This window comes from Streptomyces sp. WAC03905 (assembly GCF_057371075.1).
In genome coordinates this window covers 4,779,164-4,794,010 of the sequence record NZ_JBXYDZ010000003.1, presented here as the reverse complement: position 1 = coordinate 4,794,010, position 14,847 = coordinate 4,779,164, and the positions used below count along the sequence as shown (strand labels likewise).

General features: G+C 73.3%; 13 protein-coding genes. 6 read left to right on the top strand and 7 right to left on the bottom strand.

Features of this window, described 5'->3' with window-relative positions; all coding sequences use genetic code 11:
- Nucleotides 1-84: 84 nt before the first annotated feature.
- The 4 genes from hutI to hutU form a co-directional block, all read right to left on the bottom strand.
- Nucleotides 85-1,263: an imidazolonepropionase gene (hutI, locus tag AC2RP6_RS24170; protein WP_486448093.1), complete on the bottom strand. Its 1,179-nt coding sequence runs from the start codon at nucleotides 1,261-1,263 to the stop codon at nucleotides 85-87.
- A 191-nt stretch (nucleotides 1,264-1,454) separates the two neighbouring features.
- Nucleotides 1,455-2,795 (bottom strand): formimidoylglutamate deiminase, encoded by a 1,341-nt coding sequence (locus AC2RP6_RS24165; RefSeq protein ID WP_486448092.1) that lies wholly within the window; start codon nucleotides 2,793-2,795, stop codon nucleotides 1,455-1,457.
- Nucleotides 2,786-3,976, bottom strand: coding sequence for an allantoate amidohydrolase (locus tag AC2RP6_RS24160; RefSeq protein WP_486450430.1), 1,191 nt, complete (start codon nucleotides 3,974-3,976; stop codon nucleotides 2,786-2,788). Before AC2RP6_RS24160 ends, AC2RP6_RS24165 begins: the two co-directional genes overlap by 10 nt.
- Before the next feature lie 68 nt (nucleotides 3,977-4,044).
- The gene (gene hutU / locus AC2RP6_RS24155; RefSeq protein ID WP_486448091.1) at nucleotides 4,045-5,709 is read right to left on the bottom strand and encodes a urocanate hydratase; all 1,665 of its coding nucleotides are present in this window, start codon (nucleotides 5,707-5,709) and stop codon (nucleotides 4,045-4,047) included.
- A gap of 105 nt (nucleotides 5,710-5,814) precedes the next feature.
- Here hutU and AC2RP6_RS24150 point away from each other — a divergent pair, with 105 nt between their 5' ends.
- The gene (locus tag AC2RP6_RS24150; protein WP_486448090.1) at nucleotides 5,815-7,167 is read left to right on the top strand and encodes a type III PLP-dependent enzyme domain-containing protein; all 1,353 of its coding nucleotides are present in this window, start codon (nucleotides 5,815-5,817) and stop codon (nucleotides 7,165-7,167) included.
- Between the two features lie 27 nt (nucleotides 7,168-7,194).
- Here AC2RP6_RS24150 and AC2RP6_RS24145 read toward each other — a convergent pair whose 3' ends face one another.
- A complete protein-coding gene (locus AC2RP6_RS24145; RefSeq protein WP_486448089.1) occupies nucleotides 7,195-8,037 on the bottom strand; it encodes a MurR/RpiR family transcriptional regulator in 843 nt (280 codons plus the stop codon).
- A 143-nt stretch (nucleotides 8,038-8,180) separates the two neighbouring features.
- Between AC2RP6_RS24145 and AC2RP6_RS24140 the strand changes: the two genes are divergently transcribed.
- Entirely contained in the window at nucleotides 8,181-8,564 is a 384-nt protein-coding gene (locus AC2RP6_RS24140) for a hypothetical protein (protein WP_486448088.1), read from the top strand.
- Nucleotides 8,565-8,921: 357 nt separating this feature from the next.
- Here the strand turns inward: AC2RP6_RS24140 and AC2RP6_RS24135 are convergent, their stop codons facing one another.
- Nucleotides 8,922-10,304: a cystathionine beta-synthase gene (locus AC2RP6_RS24135; protein WP_486450429.1), complete on the bottom strand. Its 1,383-nt coding sequence runs from the start codon at nucleotides 10,302-10,304 to the stop codon at nucleotides 8,922-8,924.
- Between the two features lie 128 nt (nucleotides 10,305-10,432).
- Here AC2RP6_RS24135 and AC2RP6_RS24130 point away from each other — a divergent pair, with 128 nt between their 5' ends.
- The 3 genes from AC2RP6_RS24130 (at nucleotide 10,433) to AC2RP6_RS24120 (ending at nucleotide 14,158) form a co-directional block, all read left to right on the top strand.
- Nucleotides 10,433-11,449 carry an SGNH/GDSL hydrolase family protein gene (locus AC2RP6_RS24130; RefSeq protein ID WP_486448087.1) on the top strand — a complete coding sequence of 339 codons (1,017 nt, stop codon included), beginning with the start codon at nucleotides 10,433-10,435 and terminating at the stop codon, nucleotides 11,447-11,449.
- A 169-nt stretch (nucleotides 11,450-11,618) separates the two neighbouring features.
- The gene (locus AC2RP6_RS24125; protein ID WP_486448086.1) at nucleotides 11,619-12,839 is read left to right on the top strand and encodes an acetyl-CoA C-acetyltransferase; all 1,221 of its coding nucleotides are present in this window, start codon (nucleotides 11,619-11,621) and stop codon (nucleotides 12,837-12,839) included.
- Between the two features lie 503 nt (nucleotides 12,840-13,342).
- On the top strand, nucleotides 13,343-14,158 hold the full coding sequence (locus AC2RP6_RS24120; protein ID WP_486450428.1) for a hypothetical protein: 816 nt from the start codon (nucleotides 13,343-13,345) through the stop codon (nucleotides 14,156-14,158).
- Here the strand turns inward: AC2RP6_RS24120 and AC2RP6_RS24115 are convergent.
- A complete protein-coding gene (locus AC2RP6_RS24115) occupies nucleotides 14,142-14,486 on the bottom strand; it encodes a hypothetical protein (protein WP_486448085.1) in 345 nt (114 codons plus the stop codon). The two genes, AC2RP6_RS24120 and AC2RP6_RS24115, sit on opposite strands and share 17 nt — an antisense overlap.
- Nucleotides 14,487-14,587: 101 nt before the next feature.
- Here AC2RP6_RS24115 and AC2RP6_RS24110 point away from each other — a divergent pair, with 101 nt between their 5' ends.
- Nucleotides 14,588-14,818: a DUF4287 domain-containing protein gene (locus AC2RP6_RS24110; RefSeq protein WP_030036969.1), complete on the top strand. Its 231-nt coding sequence runs from the start codon at nucleotides 14,588-14,590 to the stop codon at nucleotides 14,816-14,818.
- Nucleotides 14,819-14,847: the final 29 nt, after the last annotated feature.

The following is a 14,847-nucleotide window of genomic DNA, read 5'->3' as shown; positions in this document are numbered from 1 at the left end:
TGACGACACATCAGATGGGTGGCTCAAGGTACGCCCGGGGCCTTGCGGAGGGAAGACAAAGGACGGGCCCGAATTGACCGTTCGTCAGTAGGCGCGGACGCCCTTGCGCCACACCGCGGAGACGAGCGGCACGCCGGGCCGATAGGCCAGGTGGACGTGGCTGGGGGCGTCCAGCAGGGCCAGGTCGGCGCGGGCCCCCGGGGCCACGACGCCGATGTCCGTACGGCGCAGGGCGCGGGCACCGCCGGCGGTGGCCGCCCAGAGGGCTTCGTCGGGGGTCATCCGCATGTCCCGGACGGCGAGCGCGATGCAGAACGGCATGGAGCTCGTGTAGGAGGAGCCCGGGTTGCAGTCGGTGGACAGCGCGACGGTGGCGCCCGCGTCGATCAGGCGCCGGGCGTCGGGCCACTGGGCGCGGGTGGAGAACTCGGCGCCGGGCAGCAGGGTGGCGACCGTGGTGTCCGCCGCCTGCACGAGGGCGTCGACGTCGGCGTCGGTGAGGTGGGTGCAGTGGTCGGCGGAGGCGGCCTCCAGCTCGACGGCGAGCTGTACGCCGGGGCCGTGGGAGAGCTGGTTGGCGTGGACGCGGGGGATCAGCCCGGCGGCCGCGCCCGCGGTGAGGATGGCACGCGCCTGGTCGCCGTCGAAGGCGCCCTTCTCGCAGAAGACGTCGACCCAGCGGGCGTACGGGGCGCAGGCGGTCAGCATCTCGCCGGTGACGAGGTCGACGTAGCCGGCCGGGTCCTCGGCGTAGTCCGGGGAGACGATGTGCGCGCCGAGGTAGGTGACCTCGTCGGTGTGCGCGGCGGCGATGCGCAGGGCGCGGGCCTCGTCGGCGACGGTGAGGCCGTAGCCGGACTTGGTCTCGAAGGTGGTGGTGCCCTGGCGGAGGGCCTCGGCGAGGTGGCGGACGAGGTTCGCCTCCAGGTCGGCGTCGGAGGCGGCGCGGGTGGCGGCGACCGTGGTGCGGATGCCGCCGGCGGAGTAGGCGCGGCCGGACATCCGGGCGTTGAACTCCTGCGTGCGGTCGCCGGCGAAGACGAGGTGGCTGTGGCTGTCGACGAAGCCGGGGATCAGGGCACGGCCCTGCGCGTCGAAGGCCTGGTCGGCGGCCGGCGCCCTGTCCGCGGGGCCGACCCAGGCGATCTTGTCGCCGTCGATGACGACGGTGGCATTCGCGATCAGGCCCAGGGGGGAACCGTCCCCGACGGAGGGGTCGTTGGTGACGAGGCTGCCGATATGGGTGATGGCGGTGGTGGTCATGGGGGTTCCTCTCAGAGGGTTCGTTCCCTCACCCCGCCCCTTCGCCGTTTCCTGGGGCTCCGCCCCAGACCTCGCGCCCCGAACGCCGGCGGGCTGATTTCAGCCCGTCCGGCGTTGGAGGACCGGGTCCGGGCAGAGCCCGGTTTCGGGAAGGGTCGGGGTGGGGGACAGGCCCGCCGCAGGCGCCGCGGTCAGGCTCGCAGGGCTGCGATGGACTCGGACAGGGCCGTCGGGACGTCCCCGACCAGGGTGTGGGCGCCGTCGCGGACGACGTGCCGGCCGGCGACCACCGTGTGGCGGACGTCCGCCGCCGTGGCGGCGAAAACGGCCGTCTCGGCGCCGAGCCGCGGCAGGGGGCCGGCCGTGCGGACGGAGTCCAGGGCGACCGTGGTGAAGTCGGCGTGCGCGCCCGCCTCCAGGCGCCCCGCGTCGGCCAGGCCCAGCGCCGCGTGCCCGTCCCCGGTGGCGGCGGTGAGCAGCGCGTTCGCCGTCCAGTGGCCGCGCGTACGGCTGCGCAGCCGCTCGTTCAGCTCCATCGCGCGGGCCTCTTCGAGCAGGTCGATGACGGCGTGGCTGTCGCTGCCCAGCGACAGCGGGCTGCCCGCCTGCTGCAGCCGGGTGGCCGGGCCGATGCCGTCGGCGAGGTCGCGTTCGGTGGTGGGGCACATGCAGGTGCCGGTGCCGGTGCCGCCGAGCAGGGCGATGTCCGTGTCCGTGAGGTGCGTGTTGTGGACTCCGGTGGTGCGCGGGCCGAGCACCCCGTGGTCGGCGAGCAGCTGCGTCGGGGTGCGGCCGTGGGCGGCCTGGCAGGCGTCGTTCTCGGCGGTCTGCTCGGACAGGTGCACGTGCAGCGGCGCGCGGCGCTCCTCGGCCCAGCGGGCGACGGTGGCCAGCTGGTCGGCGGGCACGGCCCGCACGGAGTGGACGGCCGCGCCGATCAGGGCGTGCCCGCGGGGCTTGAGGGCGCTGACGCGCTCGGCCCAGGCGTCGGCGCTGCCGTCGGAGAAGCGCTGCTGGTGGGCGTTGGGCGCCTCGCCGAAGCCGGAGGAGAGGTAGGCGGTGTCCAGGAGGGTGATCCGGATGCCGGCCGCGGCGGCCGCCTCGATGAGGGCCTCGCCCATGGCGTTGGGGTCGGCGTACGGGGTGCCACCGGGCGCGTGGTGGACGTAGTGGAACTCGCCGACGTTCGTGATGCCGGCCAGGGCCATCTCGGCGTACACCGCGCGGGCGAGCGCGAAGTAGCTGTCGGGCGTGAGGTTCTGGGCGGCCCGGTACATCAGCTCGCGCCAGGTCCAGAAGGTGCCGGAGCCGACCTGGACGGAGCCGCGCAGCGCGCGGTGGAAGGCGTGGCTGTGCGCGTTGGCGAGGCCCGGGAGGGTCAGGCCGCGCAGGACCTCCGCGCCGGGCGGCGGGGTGTCGGCGCCGGTGCGCAGGGCGGCGATCCGCCCCTCGGCGGACACCTCCAGGGTCACGCCCGGCTCGACATGGGTGGCGAGCCAGGCGTGCTCCAGCCAGTACGTCGTCAGCGACATGCCAGGCCTTCCAGTACGTCGGCGAGGGCGAGGACGCCGGCCACGCAGTCGTCCTCGGCGGCGAACTCGCGCGGGGAGTGGGAGACGCCCGTCGGGTTGCGCACGAACAGCATGGCGGTCGGGACGGCGGCGGAGAGGATCCCGGCGTCGTGTCCCGCGCCGGTTCCGAGGACGGGGACGGACCCGCCCAGGATCCGGTTCATCTCGTCACGCAGGGCGTGCTCGAACTCGACGACCGGAGTGAAGGACTCCCGGACGATGTCGAGGTCGATGCCGTCCTGGTCGGCGCGCTCGCGGGCGGCCTTCTCGATGGCGGTGACGACCGTGTCGAGGGTGGTCTGGTCGGCGGCGCGGGAGTCGAGCCAGCCGCGCACGAGCGAGGGGATGGCGTTGACCCCGTTGGGCTCGACGGAGATCTTCCCGAAGGTGGCGACGGCCCCGGCGAGGGCCGCCTCCGTGCGGGCGGCCAGCACGGTCGCCGCGTAGGTGAGCATCGGGTCGCGGCGGTCGACCAGCCGGGTGGTGCCGGCGTGGTTGGCCTCGCCGCGGAAGTCGAACCGCCACCGGCCGTGCGGCCAGATCGCGGAGGCGATGCCGACCCGGTCGCCGGAGAGGTCCAGGGCGCGGCCCTGTTCCACGTGCAGCTCGACGAAGGCGCCGATGCGGCCGAGCCGATCGGGGTCGGCCCCGATGGCGTCGGGGTCGTATCCGGCGGCCTCCATGGCCCGGGGCAGGGAGATGCCCTCGGCGTCGCGCAGCTCGTACGCCTTCTCCTTGGTCAGCTGCCCCGCGGTGAGCCGGGAGCCGACGCAGGCGAGCCCGAAGCGGGCGCCTTCCTCGTCACCGAAGTTGGTGATGGCCAGCGGCCTGGAGAACTCCGCGCCCCTCCTGCGCAGTTCGTCCAGGGCCGCGAAGGAGGAGACCACGCCGAGGGGGCCGTCGAAGGCTCCGCCGTCGGGGACGGAGTCCAGGTGCGAGCCGGTGACCACGGCGTCACCGGCGAGGGGGTCGCCGAGCCAGGCCCACTGGTTGCCGTTGCGGTCGGTCTCGTAGGTGAGGCCGCGCGCCTCGGCCTGCTCCTGGAACCAGGTGCGGCAGTCGGCGTCGGCCCCGCTCCAGGCGTAGCGGCGGTAGCCGCCGGTGTCGGCGTGGCGGCCGACGGGCGCCAGCTCGGCCCACATCTCGTGGAACGACGGCGCCCCGCCGGAGCCCGCGGCCGGGGTGGCCGCGGGGGTGAACTCGGCCTCGCTCACGCGTCGTCGCCCTCGCGCATCGGGACGCGGACGCCGCGCTCGTCGGCGACCGTCTCGGCGATGTCGTAGCCGGCGTCGACGTGGCGGATGACGCCCATGCCCGGGTCGTTGGTGAGGACCCGGCGGATCTTCTCGTCGGCCAGCGCGGTGCCGTCGGCGACGGTGACCTGGCCGGCGTGGATGGAGCGGCCCATGCCGACGCCGCCACCGTGGTGGATGGAGACCCAGGAGGCGCCGGAGGCGACATTGACCATGGCGTTCAGCAGCGGCCAGTCGGCGATGGCGTCGGAGCCGTCGAGCATGGCCTCGGTCTCGCGGTACGGGGAGGCCACCGAGCCGCAGTCGAGGTGGTCGCGGCCGATGGCGAGCGGGGCGGCGAGGGTGCCGTCGGCCACCATCTCGTTGAAGCGCTCGCCGGCCTTGTCGCGCTCGCCGTAGCCGAGCCAGCAGATGCGCGCGGGCAGGCCCTGGAAGTGGACGCGCTCGCCGGCCATCTTGATCCAGCGGTGCAGGGACTCGTTCTCCGGGAAGAGTTCGAGCATGGCCTTGTCGGTCTTGTGGATGTCCGAGGCCTCGCCGGACAGGGCCGCCCAGCGGAAGGGGCCCTTGCCCTCGCAGAAGAGCGGGCGGATGTAGGCCGGGACGAAGCCGGGGAAGGCGAAGGCACGGTCGTAGCCGGCCAGCTGGGCCTCGCCGCGGATGGAGTTGCCGTAGTCGAAGACCTCGGCGCCGGCGTCCATGAAGCCGACCATGGCCTCGACGTGCTTGGCCATGGACTCGCGGGCGCGGGCGGTGAAGCCGGCCGGGTCCTTGGCGGCGTAGGAGGCCATGTCGTCGAAGTCGACGCCGACGGGCAGGTACGCCAGCGGGTCGTGCGCCGAGGTCTGGTCGGTGACGATGTCGATCGGGGCGCCCTCGGCGAGCATCTGCGGGAGCAGCTCGGCGGCGTTGCCGAGGAGGCCGATGGAGAGCGGCTTGCGGGCGTCACGGGCCTCGACCGCCAGCTGGATGGCGTGGCGCAGGTTGTCGGCCTTGACGTCCAGGTACCGGTGCTCGATGCGGCGCTCGATGGCGCGCGGGTCGACGTCGATGCAGAGGGCGACGCCGTCGTTCATGGTGACGGCCAGCGGCTGGGCGCCGCCCATGCCGCCGAGGCCGGCGGTGAGGGTGATGGTGCCGGCGAGGGTGCCGCCGAACTTCTTGGCCGCGACGGCCGCGAAGGTCTCGTAGGTGCCCTGGAGGATGCCCTGCGTGCCGATGTAGATCCACGAACCGGCCGTCATCTGGCCGTACATGGTCAGGCCCAGGTGCTCCAAGCGGCGGAACTCCTCCCAATTGGCCCAGTCGCCGACCAGGTTGGAGTTGGCGAGCAGCACGCGCGGCGCCCACTCGTGGGTCTGCATCACGCCGACCGGGCGGCCGGACTGCACCAGCATCGTCTCGTCCTGCTTGAGGGTCCGCAGGGTGCGGACCATCGCGTCGTACGAGCGCCAGTCACGGGCGGCCTTGCCGGTGCCGCCGTAGACGACGAGCTTGTCGGGGTGCTCCGCGACCTCGGGGTCGAGGTTGTTCTGGAGCATCCGCAGCGCGGCCTCCTGCTGCCATCCCAGGGCGCTGAGCTCGGTGCCGCGCGCGGCGCGTACGGGGCGGGGTCCTGACATGGCGGGTGCCTCCTCCGATGTTGGTGTTTCCATTCACATCCTCGCGTCCTGAATAGATTCAGTCAACAGCTGCGGGGTGCCCCTTCGGGTGATGGGATGGCGGACATGGCCGCACACACGGAGGGCGAGGGCGCCGCCGCGCGCCGGGACCGGGTCGTACGGGCCGCCGTCGAGCAGGGACTGGTGGGCGGGACGGAAGGCGCGGAGCCCCTGGTCTGCCTGCTGGACACGGACGGGATCCGGGCCTCCGCGGCCGCCCTGACGGCCGCCTTCGCGGACGCCCTGGCTCCGGGCACACCCGTCCTGCACGCCTTCGCCGTGAAGGCCGCCCCGCTCGTCCCGGTGCTGCGGCTGCTGGCGGACGCCGGGCTCGGCTGCGAGGTCGCGAGCCCGGGTGAGCTGGCCCTGGCCCGGGTGGCGGGCGTGCCCGCGGTCCGGACGGTCCTGGACTCCCCCGCCAAGACGACGGCCGAGCTGCGCGAGGCGCTGGCCCTGGGGATCGCCCTCAACGCCGACAACCGGCAGGAGCTGGAGCGCCTCGACGCGCTCGTCGCCGCGGCGCCGACCACGTCCCCGGTCGGCGTCCGGATCAATCCGCAGACCGGCGCGGGCGCCATCGACGCACTGTCCACGGCGACGTCCACCTCGAAGTTCGGCGTCGCCCTGCGCGACCCCGGGGCCCGCGAGTGGCTCGTACGGGCCTTCCTGGACCGGCCGTGGCTGACCCGCCTGCACGTCCACTCGGGCTCGCAGGGCGTCCCCCTGGAGCTGATCGCCCAGGGCGTGCGGGACCTGCACGCCCTGGCCGAGGAGATCAACGCGGCGGCCGGGCAGCGCCGGGTCGACACCCTCGACATCGGCGGCGGCCTGCCCGTCGACTTCACCTCCGACTCCACCGCCCCGACGTACGCCCGGTACGTGACCGCCCTGCGCGCGGCCGTCCCGGCGCTCTTCGACGGCTCGTACGGCCTGGTCACCGAGTTCGGCCGGTCCCTGCTGGCCAAGCACGGGCTGGTGCTGGCCCGGGTCGAGTACACCAAGCACAGCGGCTCCCGGCCGATCGCCCTCACGCACGCCGGCGTGCAACTGGCGACCCGCACCGCCTACGCCCCGGCCGCCTGGCCGGTGCGGATCCTGCCCTACGACGCGAAGGGCACCCCGAGGACCGGCGCCCCGGTGGCCCAGGACGTCGCGGGACCGGCCTGCTTCGCGGGGGACCTGCTCGCCGCCGCCCGCGAGCTGCCGCCGCTCTCCCCCGGCGACCTGATCGCGGTCCCGGACACCGGCGCGTACTTCTTCACGGCCCACTACGGCTACAACAGCCTGCCGCGCCCGGCGGTCCACGGCTTCTCGCTGACCCCGCGCGGCGAGGTCCGCTTCCGCCTCGCCCGGCCCGCGCAGACCCTCACGGACATCGTGGCGGAGGCGGGCGGCGCCCTCGGCGACGCCCTGCTCTAGCGAGGGTCCTGCCGGATCGGCAAGGGCTCATTCCACGAACAGGCCGCGGGAGGCGGCGCGGGTGTCGAAGGCCTCCAGGCGGGCCTGGGCGTCCGGGAGGGCGTCGGCCATGGCCTCCAGCAGTACCCGGCCCAGCAGCATCGGAGCGCACGCCGTGTCGAAGGCCAGCCCGGTGCCGACCGGGGCGGGGATCAGCAGGTCGGAGTGGCGGGCCACCGGGGCGAAGGCCGAATCGGCGACGGTCACCACGGTCAGGCCGGCCCCGCGCGCCCGTTCCAGGGTGTCGACGACCTCGCGGGGGTGCCGGGGCAGCGCGAAGCAGAGCAGCGCCGTGGCGCCCTCGTAGCGGGCCGCGTCGATGCGGTCCTCCATCATCGAGCCGCCCTCGTCGAGGAGCCGCACGTCCGGATGCACCTTGGACGCGAAGTACGCGAATCCGCGCGCCTGCGAGGACGCGGCCCGCAGTCCGAGCACGGGCAGCGGCGTCGAGGCGGCGAGCAGCCGTCCGGCCTCCTCCACCGGCGCGGGGTCGGCCAGCATCTGGGCGAGCTGCCGCAGGTTCTCGATCTCGCCGAGCACGGCCTGCTGGTACTCGTTGTACGAGTCCTCCCGCACGGCGGCGGCCCGCTCGACCGGAGCCACCTCACGCAGGTGCCGGCGCAGTGCGGGATAGCCGTCGAAGCCGAGCGCCACGGCGAACCGGGTCACCGACGGCTGGCTCACCCCGGCCAGGTCGGCGAGCTCGACGCTCGACAGGAACGGCACTTCCGCCGCCCCGCGCACCATGCAGTGCGCGATCCGCCGCTGGGTCGGCGTCAGCCGGTGCCCTTCGAACAGCGCCTGGAGCCGCGCCGCCGGGCTGTCGCTCATGGCCGTCCCCCTCCGTCCCGGTGGTCCATTCAGTCACGGAGCACTCTGCATGCGGTTATGCAGCGGGGCAAGCCGGTGCCCGCGATGCGGATAGGGGGGATAGCCCCAGTGCCGGGGCCCGCGGCGCTTCCTACGGTGAGGGCATGGACGCCCACGCCCAAGAGCTGAAGAAGGAACTCGACGCGACGCTGAAGGCCCGGCGGGAGCTGGGCCCGGAGTACGAGGCCGCCCTCGTGGACTCGTTCGTCGAGAAGGTCGACACGCAGGTGCGGCGCAGGCTGGCCGAGGAACGGCTGGCCGCGGCGCGCGGCGAGAGCCCGTACGCGGCCGCCGGCCCGGCGGAGGGGAACTTCGGCGAACGCTTCGGCTTCGCGATCATCACCCTGGTCCTGGCGGTGCCGCTGTCGGCCATCGGCGCCGTGCAGACCGGCTTCAAGGGGCTGGTGGTGACCTGGGTGGGGGTGCTGGGGGTGAACTTCATCCACGCCGCCCGCCTGCGGCGCCCCCGGCCGGACCCCTCGGACTGACCGCCGCCGCCCGCCTGCGGCACCGCCACCCGGCGACGAGCCGGCATCCGGCGCCCCTGAGGCGAACCGAGCCCAAAAAGAGGGGTGTGCGCGGGGACCGCCGCACCCTCGCGGTGCGAGGGGCGGGACGACGGCGGTCCCCGCGCAGGACACGGCCGGGTCAGGGCCGTCCGCGTCCGTGGTGTCCGCGTGTCCGGGAGCCGCTCCGGGGGGTGCGCGAACACCGTCGGTGGTGCCGGCCGGGTCCGGTATCCCGGTTCCCTGCCGACGACCACCACTGTGCCGGAGCCGTGTTAAGGCCGTGCTGCTGTCACGTGTCCGGCCCGTACCGTTTGTGCGACGGCCGGAACACGCCGGTTACTTCGGGGCCTTCGCCAGGAAGGCGAGGAGGTCCTGGCGGCTCACCACGCCGGTCGGCTTGCCCTCGACCAGCACGATCGCCGCGTCGGCCTCACCGAGGACCGCCATCAGCTCGGACACCGGCTCGCCGGAGCCGACCTGCGGCAGCGGCGAGCTCATGTGCTTCTCCAGCGGGTCGCTGAGCGAGGCGCGCTGCGCGAACAGTGCCGCGAGCAGCTCCTTCTCCACCACGGAGCCGATGACCTCGGCGGCCATCACGTCGGGGTGGCCGGCGCCCGGCTTGACGATCGGCATCTGGGAGACGCCGTACTCCCGCAGGACCTCGATGGCCTCGCCGACGGTCTCCTCGGGGTGCATGTGGACGAGGGAGGGGATGCCGCCCTCCTTGTCGTTGAGCACGTCACCGATGCGCGCGGCGGGACCGGCCTCCTCCAGGAAGCCGTGGCCCGCCATCCACTCGTCGCTGAAGATCTTGCTGAGGTAGCCGCGGCCGCTGTCCGGCAGCAGGACGACGACGACGTCGTCCGGGCCGAGGCCCTCGGCGGCCTTCAGCGCGGCCACGACGGCCATGCCGCAGGAGCCGCCGACGAGGAGGCCCTCCTCCTTGGCGAGGCGGCGGGTCATCTGGAAGGAGTCCTTGTCGGACACCGCGATGATCTCGTCCGTCACGTTCGGGTCGTAGGCGGTCGGCCAGAAGTCCTCGCCGACGCCCTCGACCAGGTACGGACGGCCGGATCCGCCGGAGTAGACCGAGCCCTCGGGGTCGGCGCCGATGACCTTGACCTTCCCGCCGCTGACCTCCTTGAGGTAGTTGCCGGTACCGGAGATCGTGCCGCCCGTGCCGACGCCGGCGACGAAGTGGGTGATCTTCCCCTCCGTCTGCTCCCACAGCTCGGGGCCGGTGGTCTCGTAGTGCGAACGGGGGTTGTTCGGGTTGCTGTACTGGTCGGGCTTCCAGGCGCCGGGCTCGCGCGCGAGGCGGTCGGACACGTTGTAGTACGAATCCGGGTGCTCGGGGTCGACGGCGGTCGGGCAGACCACGACCTCCGCGCCGTACGCGCGCATCACGTTGATCTTGTCCATGGACACCTTGTCAGGGCAGACGAAGATGCACTTGTAGCCCTTCTGCTGGGCCACGATGGCGAGTCCTACACCCGTGTTGCCGCTGGTCGGCTCCACGATGGTGCCACCGGGCTTGAGGGCTCCGCTCTGCTCGGCGGCCTCGATCATCCGTACGGCGATCCGGTCCTTCACGGATCCGCCGGGATTGAAGTACTCGACCTTCGCAAGGACGGTGGCCTGCAGGCCTTCGGTCACACGGTTGAGCTTCACCAGCGGGGTGTTGCCGACGAGGCTGATCATCGAGTCGTGGAATTGCACCATGTTCTCCAAGGAGGGGACTCCACGGGTTCTCCGGGAGGCACCGCCAGGGTATGCCGAAAGGGATTGGCCGACCGTGTGTACGGGGCAGGTAGGGGTCAATGAGGACCGAGGAGGTGGCCTGAAAGGTGTCCAGGGCGAGAACAGCCCGCCGTATCGCGGCGGGGGCGGCGTACGGCGGTGGCGGCATCGGACTCGTGGGGGCCGCCGCGGTCGGGCTGGTACTGGCGGAGGTGCAGTTCGCCAAGCGCACCGTGGGCTCCGGGCTGCCGGACCCGCCGCGGGCGGACGGGCTGTACGGCAGTGAGTTCGGCGGCCCGGAGCAGAGCCCGGGCCCGCTGCGGCTGGGCATGCTGGGTGATTCCACGGCGGCCGGGCTCGGCGTGCGGCGGGCCCGGCAGACTCCGGCCGCGCTGCTGGCGTCGGGGCTCGCGGCGGTCGCGGAGCGGCCGGTGGAGCTGCGCAACGTGGCCCTGTCGGGTGCCATGTCGGACGATCTGGACCGGCAGGTGGGACTGCTGCTGGACGGGGACGCGCCGCCGCCGGACGTCTGCGTGATCATGATCGGTGCGAACGACGTGACGCGCCGGATGCCGCCGACCCATTCGGTGCGGCTGCTCACCTCGGCGGTGCGCCGGCTGCGCCTGGCGGGCTCCGAGGTGGTCGTGGGCACCTGCCCCGACCTGGGCACGATCGAGCCGGTGTACCAGCCGCTGCGCTGGCTGGCGCGCCGGGTGTCGCGGCAGCTGGCGGCCGCGCAGACCATAGGGGTGGTCGCGCTGGGCGCCCGTACGGTCTCGATGGGGGACCTGCTGGGCCCGGAGTTCGCCGCGAACCCGCGCGAGATGTTCGGCCCGGACTCCTACCACCCGTCGGCGGAGGGGTACGCGACGGCCGCGATGGCCGTGCTGCCGACCCTGTGCGCGGCGCTCGCGCTGTGGCCGGAGTCGGACCGGCTGGACGTGTCGCGGGACGAGGACATGCTGCCGGTGGCGAAGGCCGCGTCGGCGGCCGCGGGCCAGGCGGGTACGGAGGTCACGGCGGCCCGCGGTCCGTGGGTGCTGCTCAAGCACCGCCGCCGGCGGCGGGTACCGGGCGAGGACCCGGCTCCCGCGGCTCCGGACGCGGCGGGGCTCGCCCCGTAGCCGCCCGCGGGCCCGTGGCCGGCCGGGGTGGCGCACCCTTGGGGGTGCGGGCCGCGGCCGGCCGGGCCCGTGGGAGCGACCGGCATCACACCCCCGGGCCGGTGACCCCGACCGTACGGGGCGGTAACTTCGCATGCGGTCCCGCAACGACGCACCCCTTGGAGTCCCGATGCCCGAAGCCGTCATCGTTTCCACCGCCCGCTCTCCCATCGGGCGCGCCTTCAAGGGGTCCCTCAAGGACGTCCGGCCGGACGACCTGACCGCGACGATCGTGCAGGCCGCGCTGGCGAAGGTCCCCGAGCTGGACCCGCGTGACATCGACGACCTGATGCTCGGCTGCGGCCTGCCGGGCGGCGAGCAGGGTCACAACCTCGCGCGCATCGTGGCCGTGCAGATGGGCATGGACTTCCTGCCGGGCGCCACGATCACCCGGTACTGCTCCTCGTCGCTGCAGACCTCCCGCATGGCCCTGCACGCCATCAAGGCGGGCGAGGGCGACGTCTTCATCTCCGCGGGCGTGGAGATGGTCTCGCGGTCCGTGAAGGGCTCCTCGGACGGGCTGCCGGACACCCACAACCCGCTCTTCGGCGATGCGGAGAGCCGCACGGCGGCCGTCGCGCAGAGCGAGGGCTCGTCCTGGCACGACCCGCGCGAGGACGGCCTGCTCCCGGACGCGTACATCGCGATGGGCCAGACCGCGGAGAACCTGGCCCGCCTCAAGGGCGTGACCCGCCAGGACATGGACGAGTTCGGCGTCCGCTCCCAGAACCTGGCCGAGGAGGCCATCAAGAACGGCTTCTGGGCCCGCGAGATCACCCCGGTCACCACCCCGGACGGCACGGTCGTCTCCACCGACGACGGCCCGCGCGCGGGCGTGACCCTGGAGGGCGTGCAGGGCCTGAAGCCGGTCTTCCGCCCCGACGGCCTGGTGACGGCGGGCAACTGCTGTCCGCTGAACGACGGTGCCGCCGCGCTGGTCATCATGAGCGACACCAAGGCCCGCGAGCTGGGCCTGACCCCGCTGGCCCGGATCGTCTCCACCGGTGTCACGGGCCTCTCCCCCGAGATCATGGGCCTGGGCCCGGTCGAGGCGTCGAAGCAGGCCCTGAAGCGGGCCGGTCTGACGGTCGGCGACATCGATCTGTTCGAGATCAACGAGGCCTTCGCGGCCCAGGTGATCCCGTCGTACCGGGACCTGGAGATCCCGCTCGACAAGCTGAACGTCAACGGCGGGGCCATCGCCGTGGGTCACCCCTTCGGGATGACCGGCGCCCGCCTGACCGGCACGCTGATCAACAGCCTGCAGTTCCACGACAAGCAGTTCGGTCTGGAGACCATGTGCGTGGGCGGCGGCCAGGGCATGGCGATGGTGATCGAGCGGCTGAGCTGAGCCGTAGCGGAGGGTAGGGGTCGCGTGAGGAACGAGCGCGGCACCTGCCCGCAGCGCAGGCGAAGCACAGCGCGACCAACAGAACGAGCGGCTGAGCCGAGCCGCAGCGGAGGGTAGGGGTCGCGTGAGGAACGAGCGCGGCACCTGCCCGCAGCGCAGGCGAAGCACAGCGCGAGCCGCGGAGCCGGGCCGGGTCGTGGCCCACCGTGAGGGCCCGGCTACTGGATCAAGGATGGGGCCAGGCGCCCCATGGACCCGCGGCCCGTACTGACGCCGGTTCTAATCCCGTCGCGGCCGACCTGTGACCGAATCTCCCCCAGGATGTGACCAATGTCCTGGGGGATCGGTGTTTATGCAGGTCAGGCGCTGCGCAAGGGTCCAGGGTGTGACGAAAGCCCTGTCCATTTCGTGACGTAATGCACTGCACGCCATTCCCAGGCCGGGACACTCTGATGTAGGAAGTCGGGGGATCGAATCACCTCAGGAGTTAGTCAGTGAGCGCCATGTCTCTTGCCCTGCTGCTGACCACGGCCGCTGCCACGGCCGTGGGCGCTGCTGCTCTGCACGCCGTCCATGGTCTGCGCAAGCAGGTCACCGCCCTGCGCAGTGAGCTGGCGGTGCCGGTCCACGCCCGGGCCACGACCGTCCCGCACGCCCGCAACGCCGCCGAGTCGCCCGCCGCGGAGATACGAGCCGCCGTGGCCGAGGCCCTGGCCGAGGAGCGCGAGCGCGAGCTGGCCGAGGCGCGTGCCTTCTGGGCCGCGCAGGAGGCCCGTGACGCCGCCGACGCGCCGTCGCTGCTGGGCGGCCTGTCCGGGCTCGGTGAGGACAACCCGGTCTTCCTGCCCCGCCAGGCCGACCTGGTGGGGCTGGAGCCGGTCCTGGGCGAGGAGGCCCTCGACGAGCTGCCGGGCTACCCGGAGGATTCGGCCGAGCTGGCCGCCGCCCGCCGGCGCCACCCCTCGCACCCCGACTTCGTACCGGTCCAGGCCGCGCACCCCGGCGCCGACCACGAGCGCACCGTGAGCCGTCTGGAGGAGCTCGCGGAGGCCCGTACGGCCCTCGCGGACGTCCGCCCCGGCCCGCTGGGCACGCTGGACGTGTACGTCTTCACGGACGGCACGACGCTGTGCATGACCCCGGGCCACCGGGAGACCGCGGAGCGGCTCGCCGAGGCACTGCGCTCGGGCACCGCACCGGTCCTGCTGGGCGGCTCGGGCATCTCGGGCGCCTACGCGCTGACCTTCTCCTGCGGTGACTCCGAGGACCCCGACAGCAACGTCTACATCCTCGCGGACCGCGTCATCGCATCGCTCTGATCTCCGCCTGCTCCACCAGCGACACGGCCTCGTCCAGCATCTCGGACGGGGCCTTCGCCGTGTCCGGGGCGCCCGCCCCGCCGCGCAGGGCCTCGGCGAGGTCCCGCCCGGCCACCGCCACCTGGTCGCCGACGACGAAGAGGCCCGCGTCGGGCATCTCCCGCGGCGGCCGCCCGGGGGTCTCCAGCCGCTGCGCGCGTACGGAGAGCTCGCGGGCCAGGTCCAGTGCGGCGGCGGCGGCGCCCTGCTGCAGCCGGCTCTGCGGGGCGGCCCGCAGCCGGTCGGCGAAACGTTCCACGGCGGCGCTCAGGGGCGAAGTGTCAAGCACCCGGCCGACCTTACGCGCCGCCCGGGCACCATTGCCAACGGGCGAACTCTCCGGCACGGTGGCGTGAAGAGAACAGCACGGCAAAACCTCCGGAGGCGCCCATGTCCGTAGAGTTCTCCGAGCAGACCCACCGCAACATGATCGACAGAATCCCCCTGACCACCGGTCGTGAAGTGTCCGACTGGCTCCGCACCGTCGACGAAGGCCCCTCCCTCGTCCGGTTCGAGGAGAAGGTCAGCTGGCTGCGCGGCGCGCACGAGCTGTCGTACGGCCAGGCCAAGGCGATCATCCACGAGTACGACCTGCGCCGGGCCGCACGCCGGTTCGGCTGACCACCCCTCCCCCGACTGCCGTCGTCCCC

Bases quoted from the DNA above. Each gene is read 5' to 3' on its own strand.
- hutI (WP_486448093.1), bottom strand. From the start codon at position 1,263: ATGACCACCACCGCCATCACCCATATCGGCAGCCTCGTCACCAACGAC.
- AC2RP6_RS24165 (WP_486448092.1), bottom strand. From the start codon at position 2,795: ATGTCGCTGACGACGTACTGGCTGGAGCACGCCTGGCTCGCCACCCAT.
- AC2RP6_RS24160 (WP_486450430.1), bottom strand. From the start codon at position 3,976: ATGTGGGCCGAGCTGGCGCCCGTCGGCCGCCACGCCGACACCGGCGGC.
- hutU (WP_486448091.1), bottom strand. From the start codon at position 5,709: ATGTCAGGACCCCGCCCCGTACGCGCCGCGCGCGGCACCGAGCTCAGC.
- AC2RP6_RS24150 (WP_486448090.1), top strand. From the start codon at position 5,815: ATGGCCGCACACACGGAGGGCGAGGGCGCCGCCGCGCGCCGGGACCGG.
- AC2RP6_RS24145 (WP_486448089.1), bottom strand. From the start codon at position 8,037: ATGAGCGACAGCCCGGCGGCGCGGCTCCAGGCGCTGTTCGAAGGGCAC.
- AC2RP6_RS24140 (WP_486448088.1), top strand. From the start codon at position 8,181: ATGGACGCCCACGCCCAAGAGCTGAAGAAGGAACTCGACGCGACGCTG.
- AC2RP6_RS24125 (WP_486448086.1), top strand. From the start codon at position 11,619: ATGCCCGAAGCCGTCATCGTTTCCACCGCCCGCTCTCCCATCGGGCGC.
- AC2RP6_RS24120 (WP_486450428.1), top strand. From the start codon at position 13,343: ATGTCTCTTGCCCTGCTGCTGACCACGGCCGCTGCCACGGCCGTGGGC.
- AC2RP6_RS24110 (WP_030036969.1), top strand. From the start codon at position 14,588: ATGTCCGTAGAGTTCTCCGAGCAGACCCACCGCAACATGATCGACAGA.